At 30.6% G+C, this 16,495-nt stretch carries 15 protein-coding genes; 4 read left to right on the top strand and 11 right to left on the bottom strand.

The window, feature by feature from the left end:
* Positions 1–88 precede the first annotated feature (88 nt).
* The 3 genes from JL193_RS09675 to JL193_RS09685 all read left to right on the top strand — a co-directional run bounded on the left by JL193_RS09675 (position 89) and on the right by JL193_RS09685 (position 6,065).
* Positions 89–2,386 carry a M20/M25/M40 family metallo-hydrolase gene (locus JL193_RS09675; protein WP_207970615.1) on the top strand — a complete coding sequence of 766 codons (2,298 nt, stop codon included), beginning with the start codon at positions 89–91 and terminating at the stop codon, positions 2,384–2,386.
* Between the two features lie 85 nt (positions 2,387–2,471).
* Positions 2,472–3,401, top strand: coding sequence for an ABC transporter ATP-binding protein (locus JL193_RS09680; RefSeq protein ID WP_207970616.1), 930 nt, complete (start codon positions 2,472–2,474; stop codon positions 3,399–3,401).
* Between the two features lie 165 nt (positions 3,402–3,566).
* On the top strand, positions 3,567–6,065 hold the full coding sequence (locus JL193_RS09685; protein WP_207970617.1) for a type I restriction-modification system subunit M: 2,499 nt from the start codon (positions 3,567–3,569) through the stop codon (positions 6,063–6,065).
* Between the two features lie 99 nt (positions 6,066–6,164).
* Here JL193_RS09685 and JL193_RS09690 read toward each other — a convergent pair whose 3' ends face one another.
* From JL193_RS09690 to JL193_RS09700, 3 genes are read right to left on the bottom strand one after another with little or no spacing between them, the layout of a single operon-like run.
* Complete coding sequence (locus JL193_RS09690) at positions 6,165–6,614, bottom strand: 3-oxoacyl-ACP synthase (protein ID WP_207970618.1); 450 nt, start codon at positions 6,612–6,614, stop codon at positions 6,165–6,167.
* Positions 6,589–7,176 (bottom strand): 4'-phosphopantetheinyl transferase family protein, encoded by a 588-nt coding sequence (locus JL193_RS09695; RefSeq protein ID WP_207970619.1) that lies wholly within the window; start codon positions 7,174–7,176, stop codon positions 6,589–6,591. The genes JL193_RS09690 and JL193_RS09695 overlap by 26 nt, the downstream gene beginning before the upstream one ends.
* The gene (locus JL193_RS09700) at positions 7,169–7,420 is read right to left on the bottom strand and encodes an acyl carrier protein (protein ID WP_207970620.1); all 252 of its coding nucleotides are present in this window, start codon (positions 7,418–7,420) and stop codon (positions 7,169–7,171) included. The genes JL193_RS09695 and JL193_RS09700 overlap by 8 nt, the downstream gene beginning before the upstream one ends.
* A 301-nt stretch (positions 7,421–7,721) precedes the next feature.
* Here JL193_RS09700 and JL193_RS09705 point away from each other — a divergent pair, with 301 nt between their 5' ends.
* Positions 7,722–8,723, top strand: a complete 1,002-nt coding sequence (locus tag JL193_RS09705) for a PDDEXK nuclease domain-containing protein (RefSeq protein ID WP_367890009.1) — start codon at positions 7,722–7,724, stop codon at positions 8,721–8,723.
* Between the two features lie 154 nt (positions 8,724–8,877).
* Here the strand turns inward: JL193_RS09705 and JL193_RS09710 are convergent, their stop codons facing one another.
* The 8 genes from JL193_RS09710 to JL193_RS09745 all read right to left on the bottom strand — a co-directional run bounded on the left by JL193_RS09710 (position 8,878) and on the right by JL193_RS09745 (position 16,450).
* Entirely contained in the window at positions 8,878–10,074 is a 1,197-nt protein-coding gene (locus JL193_RS09710; protein ID WP_207970621.1) for an IS256 family transposase, read from the bottom strand.
* Positions 10,075–10,240: 166 nt separating this feature from the next.
* On the bottom strand, positions 10,241–10,492 hold the full coding sequence (locus tag JL193_RS09715; protein WP_207970622.1) for an acyl carrier protein: 252 nt from the start codon (positions 10,490–10,492) through the stop codon (positions 10,241–10,243).
* A gap of 59 nt (positions 10,493–10,551) precedes the next feature.
* Positions 10,552–11,829, bottom strand: coding sequence for a beta-ketoacyl-[acyl-carrier-protein] synthase family protein (locus JL193_RS09720; protein WP_207970623.1), 1,278 nt, complete (start codon positions 11,827–11,829; stop codon positions 10,552–10,554).
* Between the two features lie 128 nt (positions 11,830–11,957).
* Positions 11,958–12,398, bottom strand: coding sequence for a 3-hydroxyacyl-ACP dehydratase FabZ family protein (locus tag JL193_RS09725; protein ID WP_207970624.1), 441 nt, complete (start codon positions 12,396–12,398; stop codon positions 11,958–11,960).
* A 10-nt stretch (positions 12,399–12,408) separates the two neighbouring features.
* A complete protein-coding gene (locus JL193_RS09730; RefSeq protein ID WP_207970625.1) occupies positions 12,409–13,461 on the bottom strand; it encodes a type III polyketide synthase in 1,053 nt (350 codons plus the stop codon).
* Positions 13,462–14,172 (bottom strand): methyltransferase domain-containing protein, encoded by a 711-nt coding sequence (locus tag JL193_RS09735; RefSeq protein ID WP_207970626.1) that lies wholly within the window; start codon positions 14,170–14,172, stop codon positions 13,462–13,464. It abuts the gene before it with no gap.
* The gene (locus tag JL193_RS09740; RefSeq protein ID WP_207970627.1) at positions 14,172–15,299 is read right to left on the bottom strand and encodes an NAD(P)/FAD-dependent oxidoreductase; all 1,128 of its coding nucleotides are present in this window, start codon (positions 15,297–15,299) and stop codon (positions 14,172–14,174) included. Before JL193_RS09740 ends, JL193_RS09735 begins: the two co-directional genes overlap by 1 nt.
* Before the next feature lie 41 nt (positions 15,300–15,340).
* The gene (locus JL193_RS09745; protein ID WP_207970628.1) at positions 15,341–16,450 is read right to left on the bottom strand and encodes an NAD(P)/FAD-dependent oxidoreductase; all 1,110 of its coding nucleotides are present in this window, start codon (positions 16,448–16,450) and stop codon (positions 15,341–15,343) included.
* Between the last annotated feature and the right edge of the window lie 45 nt (positions 16,451–16,495).

The following is a 16,495-nucleotide window of genomic DNA, read 5'->3' on the forward strand; positions in this document are numbered from 1 at the left end:
TGAACGAAAGTTAGCAAATTTTCTGTTTCATTTTACTTTTTATCGAAGTTTTTTTTATTTCTTACTTTTATAAAAACTAAACGGCCTAATGAAAAGATTTTCTACCATTGTTTCTGTTCTTATTATTTTGGGGGTTATTTATTGGAGTTTTTCTGATGCAAAACCTTCTTTAGAAAGCAATACCACTAATGTTATAACAGATTTTTCTATCGACAATGCACTTCTTCATTTAAAAAACATTAGTAAAAAAGCACATTTTGTGGGTACTCAAGAGCATCAAAAAGTGCAAAATTACATTAAAAACGAACTTACCAAACTGGGTTTAGAAACCAAAATTGAAACGCAAACAGCCGTTAACACCAAGTGGTTTGCAGCCACAACTACCCAAAATATTATGGCGCGTTTAAAAGGTTCTGGAAACGGAAAAGCACTGCTATTATTAACGCATTACGATTCGGATCCACATTCTTCTTTAGGTGCAAGTGATGCTGGCTCTGGAGTGGCGACCATTTTAGAAGGAGTTAGAGCTTTTTTAGCGAAAAACAAAACACCCAAAAACGATATTATTATTTTAATTTCTGATGCTGAAGAATTAGGTTTGCTAGGAGCAAAAGCTTTCGTAAACCAACATCATTGGGCCAAAGATGTTGGTTTGGTTTTAAATTTTGAAGCCAGAGGTAGTGGAGGACCTTCTTATATGCTAATGGAAACCAATGGAAAAAACAGCAAGTTATTATCGGAATTTATTGCAGCAAAACCAAATTACCCAGCAGCAAACTCGTTAATGTATGCTATTTATAAAAAATTGCCAAACGATACAGATTTAACTGTTTTTAGAGAAGATGCCAATATAAACGGATTTAATTTTGCGTTTGTTGGCGACCATTTCGATTACCATACAACACAAGATTCTTACGAACGTTTAAACAGAGAAACCCTTTTACATCAGGCAGATTATTTTACAACTACTTTAAATTATTTTTCGAATTCTGATTTAACAAACTTAAATTCTGATGAAGATTTTGTGTACGTAAATTTTCCTTTCACAAAGTTAATAAGCTACCCTTTTTCTTGGATAATACCCATGTTAATTATTGCATTAATACTATTTATAACCTTACTTTTTTTCGGATTTTTATTCAATAAAATAACTCTAAAAGGCATTCTAAAAGGATTTGTTTTCTTTTTAGTTTCGTTAATTTTATGTGGTGGAATTTCTTTCGGGTTGTGGAAATTATTATTGATTATTCACCCACATTATACAGATATTTTACATGGTTTTACCTATAATGGATACACCTATATTCTTGCTTTTACATTTTTAAATTTGTGGTTGCTTTTCACAATTTACAAAAGAGCTTCAAAAGAAGAAAAAACAACAAATTTGTTAATTGCACCCATTTTTATTTGGTTGCTTATTAACTTTTTAATTGGTGTTTATTTAAAAGGAGCTAGTTTTTTTATAATTCCTGTTTTTTCTGGATTGCTAATCTTAGCCATTGCTATTTTCTTAAATTTAGAAGATAAATCGAAACGAATTTTATTTACCATTTTATCTATACCAACTATTTATATTTTTGCTCCTTGGGTAAAAATATTTCCTGTTGGTTTGGGATTAAAAATACTGTTTCTTAGTGCTATTTTTATAGTATTGATTTTTGGTTTGATGCTTCTTACATTTCATCAAAAAAAATCGTTTTGGACACAAAAATGGTCTGGAGTTTTAGCCATCTTATTTTTTGGAATTGCAACTTACAATAGCGACTTTTCTATAGATAATAAAAAACCCAACAGTTTGGTTTATATCGAAAATTCAGATGCTAAAACAGCCTACTTTGGCACCTACAATAATACTTTAGACAGTTATACCAAACAAATTTTTAAAGACAATTTTGTAAAAGGAAGCATCGAAAATGCAGAAACAAACAGCAAATACAATACCCGTTTTAAATTTCATAAAAAAACAGCTTTTAAGAATATTTCAAGTGCAAAAATTAGTATCGAACTAGATACCATTATTAATTCGAAAAGATTTTTAGAGTTGGTCGTTATTCCTAATAGAAAAATTAATAAAATAGAATTTCTTACCAAAACTGCCCTAAAAATTCAGCAATTTAAAGTAAACGATGTTTTGGTAAATAATGGCAAATCTTATAAAGTTAAAAACGGCACTTTTTTAACGTATTATTTAGCAAAACAAGACAAAGAGGTTGTGCTTTCTTTTGTAGTAAATGCAACCGAAAAATTAGAGCTAATTGTTAACGAAATTTCTAACGATTTACTTACCAATAAAAACTTTAATATAAAGCCAAGAACCGAAGAAATGATGCCAATGCCCTTTGTTACCAATGATGCCATTATTATTACCAAAAGATTAAAATTGTAAATAATAATTGGTGTAAATAGGGCTCGAACTTCTTAAAAAAAATCTTGGTTTGTAAAAATAATTTTTTAAAAGCTATTTTTGTTGCATGCTAAAAGTTAAACATATTTCTTTCGGTTATACAAAAAACAAAACCGTTTTAGAGAATTTCAACTTCACCTTAAAAGAAGGAGAACATTTGTGCATTATGGGCGAAAGTGGTTGTGGAAAATCGACACTTTTAAAAATAATTTATGGGCTGTTAGATTTACAAAAAGGAACTATTTTTTGGAAAGAAAACCAGGTTTTAGGACCAAAAAAATATTTAGTGCCAGGAATGGATTTTTTTAAATACGTAGCACAAGATTTCGATCTAATGCCTTACATTTCTGTGTCCGAAAATATCAAAAAACATTTGTCTCGTTTTTATCCAGAAGAAAGCGAAAAAAGAACACAAGAATTACTGGAAGTTATCGAGATGAAAGCTTTTGAAAACACAAAGGTTAAAAATTTAAGTGGCGGGCAAAAACAACGTGTCGCCATTGCAAGAGCGCTCGCAAAAGAGCCAGAATTGTTGTTGTTAGACGAACCTTTTGGGCAGATAGACAACTTTAAAAAAAACTCTTTAAGAAGACGTTTATTTGCTTATTTAAAAGAAAAAAACATTGCTTGTATTGTGGCAACTCACGATAAAAACGACGCACTTTCTTTTGCGGATAGATTAATTGTAATTCGTCATCAAAAAATAATTGCCAACGATTCTCCAAAAGAAATTTACCACAATCCGAAAAAAAAATACATTGCAGCTTTGTTTGATGATGTAAACGAAATTACAATCGACGGAAAAACACATCTATTCTATCCACATCAAATTAAAATTGTAGAAAATTCCGACAAAAAAGCCATCGTTCTCAATGCTTATTTTAAAGGTGCTTATTGGCTAATTGAAGCTGATTTTAAAAACACGACTATCTATTTTAATAGTGTTAAACCTTTTAATAATAAAAAAGAAGTAGCACTATCTTTTTTAGATAAATAAGAGCCCTAAAAAGTTTAGTTTGATTCTAATTTTTTTTTTAAACACCTTTCGCTAACTTCGTATATAAAAGAATTAAAACTTGGTCATATACGAAAATACGTTGTGCTTCATGCGGAAAAAACAAAGTTACATAAAATAATGAAATAGGATTCCATTTTATTAACTTTGCAAAAACAGCAAAAAACAGATAAAAACTATATGCGAGCATACAATAATGAAGAAGAAGTAAAAATTCATTTAGTCCTTCCTTGGTTAGAAAAATTAGGATATAAGAGGGAATATATGGAGTTTGAAAAAACTATCAAAATTAATGAAGGTCGCAAAACAAAATCTATTTTTGCTGATATTGTTGTTTATACCGACAAAAAGCTAGAAACACCTCTAATAGTTGTAGATACTAAATCTCCGAGTGAAATACTTTCTAAAAATGGTAGAGACCAAGTTATAAGCTATGCAAGATTATTACCTAAAATTGCTCCGATAGCCATTTTAACAAATGGAAATAGTTCGCAAGTTTATCAAACTTTAGATAAATCAAGAATAAAAGAACTACCAAAAAGAAAAGATTTACTGTCAGATTTTGTTGGTGCTGTATTAAGTAAGAATATTCAAGACGTTTTAAGGCAGGAAGCTGCTAAAGAATTGTTTACAATTGATGATGTTTCTACTTTTAAAGATTTACTAAAAAAATGCCATAATATCATTAGAAATAATGAAGGATATGACCCCATACAAGCATTTGATGAATTATCGAAGATTCTATTTGCTAAAATGTATGAAGAACAATATAACAAAGATTCAAATAGATTTACTTCAGAGATATATGACAGGACTTTAAAGGAATTAAATGTAAATATTGTTCAGCAGCAATTTAGTGAAATTCAAAAAGTAAAAGGCTTTAGAGATTTATTTCCTGAAAACACAACCATAAAACTTAAAGATAGAACAATAAAAGACATTGTTGCCATATTTGAAAGTTATGATTTAACTCTGACTAATTTTGACGTTAAAGGCGAAGCATTTGAATATTTTTTAGGCGACACTTTTACTGGAGGTCTTGGAGAATATTTTACTCCTAGAAATGTTGTTGAATTTATTGTTGAATCCATTTCACCCAAAATTGGAGAAAGAATTGTTGACCCATTTTGCGGAACAGGTGGTTTTTTAATTTACGCTTTTGAAAAGATAAGCGAAAAAATTAGGTTAAATGATTTCTCTGACGAAGAAAAATCAAAATGGAAAAAGGTTTTATCAGACAAATCTCTTTACGGAACGGATTGGAAAGCAAGAACTGCCCAAGCTTGTAAAATGAATATGATTGTTCATGGAGATGGTAACACAGGTGTTTTCCAACATGATGGTTTTAAAAATGTTGAGGATAAAATTGTAGAAGAAAAATTTGATATTTGCTTTACAAACCCTCCTTTTGGTGCAAATGAAACAGACTCTGAAATTCTTAATTCATTTGTATTAGGAGATGGTCGTAATTCACAAGCTAGAGAAATTTTAGCAATTGAAAGGTGTCTAAATTTAGTAAAAAAAGAAACTGGAATTGTTGCTTTTGTATTACCAGATGGAATCTTAAATGGCGATAGAAATTCATATGTTCGAGAATATATTCAAAGAGAAGCAAAAGTTCTAGCTGTCATCGGTCTAAATAAAGAAACCTTTCAAGGTTATAGTACATCAGTTAAAACTTCTGTAGTTATTTTACAGAGAAAGAAAGAACCAAATGAAGAGATTTCTAAAGAAATTTTCATGGCAGTATGCACAAATACTGGTTATGCTCCAACTGGTTTACAAGTAACAGGAAATCAGTTGCCCGATATTTTATTTGACTTTAAGAATTATCGTAAAGATGGGAATAATGACCCTATTTTTAAATACACAAAAATTGTTCATATTAATAGCCTTACTTCTCGATTAGATGCAGAAAGATATATTCCCATTGAAGAAGAATTTAATTTTGAGAAACCAAGTGTAGTATCTGAAAATCTCTTTCATGAAATAAATATATTATCTAAAGAAATCACAAGCATCCAAAAATCTATGCAAAAATCTTTTGAGAAAAAAGATTTTGATTTCTTTAAAGCTGAAAAATTATTCTCTCCTGTAACTAATAAAATTTCTATTAAATCGGACCAAGAATATGTGCGTTTAGGAATTAGTGGAAAAGGTAATGGAGTATTTAAAAAAGACCCTGTCAATGGTTCTGAAATAAAAGCTTCCAAATTAAATCAAGTAAAATCTGGATGGTTTGTATATAGTCGTCTGTTTGCTCACAACGGTTCATTTTCTTTTATCACTAACGAAACTGCTGGAGGAGTTTTTTCGGGAGAATTTCCGACGTTTGAATTACAATTTGATAAATATGAAAAAGAAGATTTATTAGAATATTTATCTTTTTATTTTGTTAGCCCACAAATTATTTCTCTAATCAACCGACTTACAACAGGTTCAACAAAAGAAAGTAGAGCAAGATTTAAAGAAGCTCAATTTTTGAATTTATATGCTCCCATACCTAAAAAAGAAGAAGATTTTCTTGAAATCGTTAGCGCAATTAGACAAATTAATCAGTTTAAAAAGGATATTATAAACCTTTATGAAAGACTAGATGATTTACCTATTTCTTATAGAGCTACGTTTCCGATTTATGAAAAATAAAGCACGAAATACCAACAAAGTATAAACTTTATTGTTGGCTTCCTACTTACTTGCGAAAAACCTCGCAACAAACCATACACAAAACCGTAAGCAAAATATTCACAAAACCCGTTTAATTTTTACTGTTTTTCCATTAAAAATAACCTCATTGTTTTCTTGTTTTCCTAACAATAATTTTCCAATGGGCGAAGCAATAGAAATCGCAAAATATATATTGCCTGCAATTACTAATTGCCCTGCTGAAATGGATAGAAAATAATTGGCTTTGTCAGTGAAAATAATGCTTCCTAAATGTGCTTTTTTAGATTGTTTAGAAACATCAATTCTATTTAAAGTTTCCTTCATTTGAGAAATTCCTGCCAATTGCATACTGGCTTTTTCCATTTCTAACTGCAACATGGCACGACCCGTTTCGTGTTTATCGCCTGCAGAACTTTTTGTTTCAGATTGTAGTGCTTTTTGGTTCGAAGAAATTACTTCTTCTACATTCTGTAAACGCCTGTTTGCAAATGCTTCACATTGGTTATAAAGTGCTTGTTTTAAATTCATTTTCTAAGGTAAATGCAAAAGCTCCGTAATTTCCATGATGCGAAATTGAGCAAGATTGTGTGAGTTTTTTTCCTTTTTGATAAAAATTTGGAACCCCAATAATCGATTTTCTTTTTTTTATTTCTTGTAATGCAATACCAGTTTCTTCAGCAAGTTTTAGTTTAACATCACTATCAATTGTTTTTTGAAATCCAATATTAAAAAAGTTTACTACTTTTTCTTGATGGTTTTTCGAAATTGTATGCAAATAAAATTCATTAAAAACAGTTGTTGTGTAAAATTTTATATCTTCAAAAACTACCATTCCTTCATCCTTAGAAATTAAATTGCATTCGAATTTTTTGGGCGCAAAAAACCGTTTTTCAACCTTTTGGGTATAACATTTGTATGCAGCTTCTTTCATCGACCAAAACTGCCAAACTTGTAAAAAAGAATCATTGACATTTAAAATAATTTCTTGTTCATTTTTAGTGAATTGCTTTTCTAAAAACCCTTTTCGTTGCCAATTATTTTTGGTTTTTGCCAAATTTAAATCAACAATATCGTTTCCAATATTAATCATTTATTTTTTCTTGAATAACAGCCACAGTTGCTTTTACAGACAGCATTTTTTCCATAGCATCGTTATCGATTTCTATGCTAAACTCGTCTTCTACATCTAAAATAATATCTACCAAGTTTGCCGAATTTATCTCTAAATCGTTAATAAAATCTGTTTCTTCAGACAGGTTTTTAAAACCTTCTTCGTTTTGAACATAAGGTTTTACGATGGTTGTTAGTTTTTTTATAATTTCTTCTTTTGTCATAAGTTTTAAGTTTGTCTCCTTGAGCGCAGTCGAAAGGTTTTCGATTTTTACTTTCCAAATAGCTCTCGACTACACTCGAACTGACATTTATATTTCTAATTACCGAAGTTAATTAATTTTCTATAAAAACACATTCTAAAAACGAGATGTTAGTCTTAGCTTGTCGAAGATATTTACTTTTTGTAATCATTCCTTTATAAAAAAGAGTTGCCCAACATAAAAACCGAAAACTCCGAAAACTACCCAGATTTTAATATTATCTTTGATTTTAAGAAATATAGGGAATAATGTTAATATAATTGTGAAATCTGAATATCAAAATATACTTAACGATTTAATATCTATCGTTAAAAAAACCAAAACTCAAGTAGCTATTCAAGCGAATAGTTCTTTAACCATAATGTTTTGGCAAATTGGGAAACGAATTCAGTCTGATATTTTAGAAAATAGTAGAGCCGAATATGGTAAAGAAATTGTCGTTTCATTGTCACGAGAATTATCTAAAAATTTCGGAAATAGTTTCAAAGAAAAAAATATTAGGAGAATGATTCAGTTTTCTGAAATATTTCCTGAACTTGAAAATGTCGTTACACTGTCGCGACATTTGTCTTGGTCGCACTTTTTAGTACTAATTCCTCTAAAAAACCAAAAAGCACGTTATTTCTATGCAAAAAATGTTTTTGAAAACTTAATAAGCGTTAGAGAATTAAGAAAACAAATATCAAAAAAAGTTTACGAAAGAACTGAAAATGCAGACTTACAAATTTATAAAAGTGACGAGCTAGATAAGGGAATATTTAAAGACCCGTATTTACTTGACTTTCTTGATTTGAAAAACGGATATTTAGAGAATGATTTGGAAAGCGCTATTTTAAAAGAATTAGAATTATTTCTTTTAGAGTTAGGAAATGGATTTACTTTTGTAGAACGCCAAAAAAGAATGATTATTGACGAAGATGATTATTATTTAGACCTCTTATTTTATCATAGAAAATTAAAAAGGTTAGTTGCGATTGAACTAAAAATTGACAAGTTCAAAGCTAAATACAAAGGACAAATGGAATTGTATTTGAAATGGCTTGAAAAACACGAAAAACAAGAAGGAGAAAAAGCACCAATAGAAATTATATTATGTTCACAAACAAGTAAAGAACAAATTGAACTGTTAGAAATGCACAAAGATGGAATTATGGTAGCGGAATATTTAACTGAAGTTTTACCAAAAGAACAATTAGAAAAGAAATTACATCAAGCCATAATAAATGCAAAGGAACGAATTGAAAGAAATAAACTCAATGAATAATTACGACGTTGGGCAACACCTCATCACATACTCCATTGCTAATTATAGCCTGCTTACAAAAACCCTTTTCGTTGCCAATTATTTTTGGTTTTTGCCAAATTTAAAGACACTTTCCCGCAAAGTGTGTAAGTTAAAAATTACAGGATTAAATTTTTCATAGTTTAATCCTGTTTTCAAATATAGCCAAAAATTGGTTAAGAATGATACCCCAATTTCTAATAGGCAATGTCCATTTTTTTGTTGATTCTCTCAAAGCTAAAAATACGGATTTAATTACAGCATCATCTGTTGGATATGAGAGTTTGTTTTTAGTGTATTTTCTAATTTTCCCATTTAAGTTTTCTATCAAATTTGTGGTATAAATAATGGTTCTGATTTCTAATGGGAAATCGAAGAAAACAGTGAGTTCATCCCAATTGTTTTCCCATGATTTAATGGCATAAGAATATTTAGAGTTCCATTTATTTTTAAAGTCTTCTAAGGCTGCTTTTGCTGCTTCTTTTGTAGGAGCTGTATAGATTTGTTTCATATCTCTTGTAAAGGCTTTTTTATCTTTCCAGACTACATATTTACAAGAGTTTCTGATTTGATGAACCACACATATTTGTGTTACTGAATTGGGAAAAATAGTTTTAATGGTGTCTGTAAATCCGTTTAAATTATCAGTTGCTGTAATTAAAATGTCTTGTGTTCCTCTGGCTTTTATGTCGGTTAAAACGCTCATCCAAAAAGAGGAAGATTCGTTTTTTCCTAACCAAAGTCCTAAAACTTCTTTTTTACCATCTACTCTAAGACCAACAGCAATGTAAATTGTTTTATTGATGACTTTGGAGTTTTCACGAACCTTAAAAACGATGCCATCCATCCATACAATCAGATAAGTAGCTTCTAAAGGTCTATTTTTCCAAGCAATAATGTCAGCTGTAATTTTATCTGTGATTCTAGAAATGGCTGAACTAGAGATGTTATAATCATACAATTCTCGTATTTGTTCTTCGATATCTGTAGTACTCATTCCTTTGGCATATAAAGAAATAATCAGGTTTTCAACTCCATCTGCAGTACTTTCTCGCTTTTTAATAAGCATTGGATTGAAAGTAGCATCGCGATCTCTTGGAACTTTTATTTTAGTTTCTCCTAAATGCGTCTTTATTGTTTTGGTTCCATAGCCATTTCGTGAATTAGGATTGTTGCTTTTTTGATGCTTATCGTAATCTAAATGCGCATCTAATTCGCCTTCTAAAATCTTTTCTACACCACGTTTGTGCAGTTGTTCTATAAAACTGGTTAGTTCTGAACCTGTTTTAAATTGTTTTAAAAATTCTTCGTTTAATAAATCTTCTGGTTTCATAATAAAAGTGTGTTTATAAATTTAGTGATTATTTAATCGTAAAGTTATTTCCGAAATTTTTCCTCATGGAGCAATTTAATGATTGCTCTAGAAAAATTTCAGAATAACTTTACTTACACACTTTTTGGTTTAGTACCAATTTAAATCAACAATATCGTTTCCAATATTAATCATTTATTTTTTCTTGAATAACAGCCACAGTTGCTTTTACAGATAGCATTTTTTCCATAGCATGGTTATCGATTTCTATGTTAAACTCGTCTTCTACATCTAAAATAATATCTACCAAGTTTGCAGAATTTATCTCTAAATCGTTAATAAAATCTGTTTCTTCAGACAGGTTTTTAAAACCTTCTTCGTTTTGAACATAAGGTTTTACGATGGTTGTTAGTTTTTTTATAATTTCTTCTTTTGTCATTTTATGTTGTAATTTGTTTTCAGACCTCACAGGTTTTAAAAAACTGTGAGGTCTTTTTATCAAAATTCTGAATATTTCTTAAAGATAACACAAGCATTTACATCGCCAAAACCAAAACTGGCTTTTGCTAAAATATCGATATTTTTTTTGATTACTTTTTGTGGAATTTTATCTACCGAAATCAATTCTAAAATCTTTGGATGAACATCTTCGCAATTGATATTTGGAAACACAAACTGTTCTTTAATTTGTAAAATGGAAGCCACAGACTCAATAGCGCCAGCACCAGACAAACAATGCCCAACCATCGATTTTAAGGAATTTATATACGGAAAATTAGTTCCTTTTCTTTGCAATGCTTTTGTCCAATTTTCTATTTCTAAAGCGTCTTTCGAAGTGGCTGTTAAATGTCCATTAATTACATCAATTTCATCAGCAGAAATATTAGCATCTTTAATGGCATCTGTAATACATTTCTGAACAGCTGTAGCATTTGGCGCAGTTAAAGTACCTCCATTTCTTTGTCCGCCAGAATTGATGTTTCCACCTAAAACCTCTGCATAAATGGTGGCGTTTCTTTCTAAAGCACTTTCTAAAGATTCTAAAACCAAAGCGCCTCCTCCACTTCCGGGAACAAAGCCAGATGCAGTTGCGCTCATGGGTCTAGAGCCTTTTTCTGGAGTTTCATTATGCTTATAAGTCATCACTCTCATGGCATCAAATCCGCCCCAAGTGTATAAACTGCTGTCGCTAGAACTTCCTACCAACATTCGTTTTGCTTTTCCGTTTTTTATGCGCTCAAAACCTAATAAAATAGCTTCTGTTCCAGTTGTACAAGCAGATGAATTTGTGGTAACTTGATTTCCGAAACCTAAAATTCCGCCCAAATACGCAGAAATTCCACTTGCCATAGTTTGCACTACAGAAGTACTTCCTAAACGTCTTACATTTTGGTCGTCAATTTTATAAATCGCTTCTCGAAACTTTTCAATTCCTGATGTTCCAGTGCCAAAAATGATTCCTGAGTCGTAATCTAAATCTGAGTTTTCATCAACCGAAAAACCTGCGTCTTTCCAAGCATCAATTCCTGCCATTACTCCATATAAAATTGAGGTGGAATTGAATCCACGCAGTTGTAAAGGAGTTAAATATTCGCTCTTTTTTTCTTCGGAAATAGTTGGAATACCACCAATACAACAAGAAAAACCTTTGTCTTTTAATTCTTGATGAAAGGTAATGCCAGATGTTCCTGATTTTATGGCTTTTGTGAATTCAGTTAACCCAACCCCATTGGGTGCAACCACTCCTAAACCTGTTATAACGACTCTGTTTTTCAAATTCTATTATTTTTTTGACACGGGTTTTACCGATTTTCACGAATCTTACTCTTGTTTTAATTTTTCTGAAAATTACTTATTAAACAACTCGTTTTTTAGACCTGATAGGTTTTAAAAACCTGTCAGGTCTATATCGACACAATCATTCCAGCAATGGTTCCTCTACAAACAAGTTCGTTTTTAGAATTCATCATTTTTACGGAACATTTTAACTTATGAAATCGAAAATATTCTTTTGTTGAAATTACGGTTATTTTTTGGTTTGGTAAAACCGGTAAAAAGAAATCTATGTTGTTAGATGTTAAGGCAATTTGCGGTTTTTTGTCTGATAAAATTTCATTTTTCAATAAAAAAATACCCAAACAAACCACACCAATTTGTGCCATGGTTTCTGTTAAAATAACACCAGGTGTTGTTGGATTGTCTTTAAAATGGCCTTCGTAAAAAAATTCGTTTGGTTGAAATGTGTAGTTTCCTATGACTCCATTTTCTGAAATGTCTGTAATTTCATCAACAAACAAAAATGGTTTTTGATAGGGTAATAGTTTGATAATTTCTGATGATTTCATTTTTATAATTTTACCATTCTAACAATATTCTTTGTGCAGAAAAACCTGGCCCAAAACTTAACATAATGCCTTTTTCGCCTTTTGCAGGATTTCTATCCATAAATCGTTCTAAAACATACAAAACTGTGGCACTAGACATGTTTCCATACAAACGTAACACCTCTTTTGTATCGTTAATGTTTTTGCCTAAGACACCAAAAAGATCTTCTACTGTTTGCACAATTTTTTTTCCTCCTGGATGAAAAATTAAATGATCAATATCATCTATAGTCAAGTTGTTATTTTCTAAAAAGGGATGAATGATGGTTGGAAAATGATCGGATATTTTTTGAGGAACTTCTTTGTCTAAAATCATTTGCAAACCCGTATTTACCAATTTAAAACCCATCATGTGTGTCGCATCATAAAAATGATACATGGCTTCATCTGCAATGGTTGGTCCTTGATCTTCTTCATAAGAAGACAAAATTACTGCGGAAGCTCCATCACCAAAAATGGCTGCAGAAACAATATTAGTCATCGAATAATCGTTTAACTGAAAGGTAGCTGTTGGTGCTTCTACTGCAATAACTGCTGCTCTTTTATTCGGATTCGCTTTTAAGAAATTTTTCGCATAAATAATTCCAGAAACACCTGCTGCACAACCCATTTCTGTAACTGGCAAACGTACAATATCTTGTTTCATTCCTAAGGAATTTATCAAATAGGCATCTACAGACGGAATCATAATTCCTGTACAACTAACTGTGATGATGTAATCTAAATCAGTAGCTTTTAAATGGGCTTTTTCTAAAGATTTTTGCAATGATTTTTCTGCTAATTGAATAACTTCTCTTATGTAAACATCATTTTTTTCTTCAAAAGAAGTGGCTGTAAAAACTGCTAATGGATCCATGATGGAGTAACGTTTGTCAACTCCTGCACCTTCAAAAAGTTTGATGACTTTTCGTTGAAAACGTTCTTCTTGATCTTGCATCCATATTTTTACAAACGGAATAATATCTTTCGTTTCTCTGTAATATTTTGGAAGTTGCTTTGCAACGGATGTTATTTTTACTTTCATTTATTTTTTTATTATCCACAGAAAACGAAAAGCCCATTTCCATTGAATTCTTGGTTTTACTTTTAATTTTGTTGACATTCTCTCTAAATCTTTACGTTTAAATCCTCTTAAAACTGATGTTAATCCATCTTCAATAATCATTTTATTAGAGATAAAAATAGACAATAGCATAAACAAATAATAGGCTAATTTATGTCGGTGCAAATCGTTTACCACAATTCCTATATTGGTTTGTTTTAACGTATTTCCTAAAAACGAAACCAGTTCTGGTTCTTTAAAATGATGCAAGAATAATGTCGCTAAAACTACATCAAAGGTTCTGTTTTTAAAATTATCAGAAAAAATATCTTGTGTTTCAAAACTCAATTCAGGATAATTTACAGACAATTCATTTGCATAATCAATGGCAGTTGGGTTGGCATCTACTCCAATCAATTTGAATTTATAATTGTGTTTTCTGCCAAATTTTGCTACATCTCGTAAAATATCTCCATGGCCACAACCCACATCTATAATGGTAATTTCTTCTTCTTTTGGATGATGTTTCAAAAGAGATTGTAAACCATTTACAGTGACTTTATTTCCTCCTAACCACCTGTTTATATTCTCTAATTTATCTAACGTATCTCGCAACAAATCGCCACCAATAGAAAAATCGTCCATCAATTCTTCTTTATTTGATCTCTGTTTGGTGCTGATGAAAAAATCCATTAGTTATTGATTGGTTTTCCGTGAGTTTGTTTGATAATGATGGGTAACAAAAACGGCATTTTCTTTAATAATGATAGTAAAAATGATGCTATTTTGTCTTTTCGAAACAACATCGCAATAAAATGACCTGCTTGTAAACGCCATTTAAATTGTTTGTTCCATTCACTAATATAGCGCTTTTCAAGTTCCTTTCTCGATTCGATTTTACCATTTGAGTAATTTAGAATCAATTTAGATGCAATTTGTGCAGATTGAATGGCCATACTCATTCCATTTCCACAAAGTGGATGAATCATTCCTGCAGCATCACCACACATGATGATGTGATTTTCCACGGGCTTTTTGGTTTCAAACGAAATTTGACTGATAGACAATGGTTGCTCCCAAATTGGTTTTGATTTTTGAAATACCTCTTTTAAAAACTTATTTTTAAAAACCACATTTTCTTGAAAATCCTCAATATTTTTAAACTTTTTAAATGCCGAAAAACTACTGATATAACACAAATTAATAGTATTATTTTCTACCTTAGAAACGCCACAATAACCGCCTTTAAAATTATGAAGTGCCACCAAATCTGATGGAAAATCTCCTTTTACATGAATTTTAACTCCTAAATAAGGCGATTTTTTCTTAATAAATTCGCGTTCCATTTTTACATCTAATAAAGAACGTTTGCCAAAAGCACCAATACAAATTTTTGTTTTAAAAGAGTCGTTTTCTTTGGTTTCTACTGTGAATTCATCTTCTTTAAAATCGACATTTAAAGCAGAATCATGTAAAATTACAACGCCATTTCCTTTGGCTTTTTCTGATAAAACAAAATCGAATTGATAGCGCGAAATTCCAAACCCACCCAAAGGTAATTTTGCTGAAATCACTTTATTTTTTGTTGTAGATAATTGGAAATTATCAATTTTTACAGCACCAAAATCAAACGGATTGATATCTAAAAATGCTAGATAAGGCAACACTTCATTCGAAATATATTCGCCACAAACTTTGTGTTTTGGATAGTTACTTTTCTCAATTAATAAAACTTTTTTTCCAAATTTTGATAAGTGAATGGCGTTACATAAACCTGCTAAACCACCTCCAATTATTACAATATCAAAATTTTGTTTCATATTACGAATGTCTCCTCGAGCGCAGTCGAGAGGTTAAAGTTTTATTCAATTAACTCTGCTAATTCTTTGCCAACTAAACTGCCAATTGCAATTCCCATTCCACCTAAACGAACTCCACAAAAAACGTTTTTTGAAATTTGTTTAACGATGGCTTTTTTCTGATTTCCAACACCCATAATTCCACTCCACCTCCGTTCAATTTCAAAATTTGTGTTTGGTAAAATTGTTTCTTTTAATATTTTTTCTAATTGATTTTGAATGATGGTTGTCTGACCAAATTCAGTAGTTTTTTCGGTTTTAAAATCGAGATTTCTACCTCCACCAAATAGAATTCTATCGTTTATATTTCTAAAATAATAATACCCTTTGTCTAAATGAAAAGTGCCTTTGATGTGTAAATTTTTAATCGGTTTTGTAATGAGTACTTGTGCTCTTGCAGGTTGTACTTTTTCGTCTAAAAGTTGATTTGCAAATCCGTTTGTGGCAATACATAATTTATTGGTTTTAAAAGTGATTTTATCCGTTTTTACTTCAACCAGATTTCCACTTTCAATAAAACTTTCTACAGTAATTGAATTGAGAATTTTAACGCCTAAATTCTGAACTTTATACAACAACTCAAAAGCCATTTTTCCTGTATCAATTTGTCCTTCAAAATTATTTGTAATGTATTTGTTGTGTACTTTTTGGAAACCAAAAGTGTTTTTTGAAATAGAAAAAACATCACTCTTAAAAATAGGTTTTAAAAGCTGATTAATTTGATATTTTCTTGAAATACATTCTTCAAAAAATGCTTCGTTTTCACACAATTCGAAACCTTTATTTTGCTGAAAATCGATGTTTTTATCTCCTAAATTTTGTCTTAATCGTTGTAAACCTTTCCAGCGTTTATCCACCAAATTATAAACTTCTTGTTCTGTATGAGAATTTAAGTCATCAATTAATTCAGAAAGACTTCCAAAACACGCAAAACCCGCATTTTTAGTGCTTGCTCCTTGTGGCAACATTCCTTTTTCGAGAATTAAAATATTGGTTTTAGGGTATTTCTTTTTTAATTCTAAGGCGCAATTTAAACCCACAATTCCACTACCAACGATGGTAAAATGTATGTTAGTAAACCATTCTTTTAATTCCCAATAGCTGTAGTTCATTAACGTTTTTTAGTTTTAGACCTCACAAGGTTTTAAAAACCTGTG

Source organism: Polaribacter batillariae (assembly GCF_017498485.1).
Classification (GTDB): domain Bacteria; phylum Bacteroidota; class Bacteroidia; order Flavobacteriales; family Flavobacteriaceae; genus Polaribacter; species Polaribacter batillariae.

What these genes read in the sequence shown, in the direction of transcription:
- JL193_RS09735 (WP_207970626.1), bottom strand. Translation starts at nt 14,172, where the DNA reads ATGGATTTTTTCATCAGCACCAAACAGAGATCAAATAAAGAAGAATTG.
- JL193_RS09740 (WP_207970627.1), bottom strand. Translation starts at nt 15,299, where the DNA reads ATGAAACAAAATTTTGATATTGTAATAATTGGAGGTGGTTTAGCAGGT.
- JL193_RS09675 (WP_207970615.1), top strand. Translation starts at nt 89, where the DNA reads ATGAAAAGATTTTCTACCATTGTTTCTGTTCTTATTATTTTGGGGGTT.
- JL193_RS09690 (WP_207970618.1), bottom strand. Translation starts at nt 6,614, where the DNA reads ATGAATTTAAAACAAGCACTTTATAACCAATGTGAAGCATTTGCAAAC.
- JL193_RS09695 (WP_207970619.1), bottom strand. Translation starts at nt 7,176, where the DNA reads ATGATTAATATTGGAAACGATATTGTTGATTTAAATTTGGCAAAAACC.
- JL193_RS09730 (WP_207970625.1), bottom strand. Translation starts at nt 13,461, where the DNA reads ATGAAAGTAAAAATAACATCCGTTGCAAAGCAACTTCCAAAATATTAC.
- JL193_RS09745 (WP_207970628.1), bottom strand. Translation starts at nt 16,450, where the DNA reads ATGAACTACAGCTATTGGGAATTAAAAGAATGGTTTACTAACATACAT.
- JL193_RS09725 (WP_207970624.1), bottom strand. Translation starts at nt 12,398, where the DNA reads ATGAAATCATCAGAAATTATCAAACTATTACCCTATCAAAAACCATTT.
- JL193_RS09715 (WP_207970622.1), bottom strand. Translation starts at nt 10,492, where the DNA reads ATGACAAAAGAAGAAATTATAAAAAAACTAACAACCATCGTAAAACCT.
- JL193_RS09700 (WP_207970620.1), bottom strand. Translation starts at nt 7,420, where the DNA reads ATGACAAAAGAAGAAATTATAAAAAAACTAACAACCATCGTAAAACCT.
- JL193_RS09680 (WP_207970616.1), top strand. Translation starts at nt 2,472, where the DNA reads ATGCTAAAAGTTAAACATATTTCTTTCGGTTATACAAAAAACAAAACC.
- JL193_RS09710 (WP_207970621.1), bottom strand. Translation starts at nt 10,074, where the DNA reads ATGAAACCAGAAGATTTATTAAACGAAGAATTTTTAAAACAATTTAAA.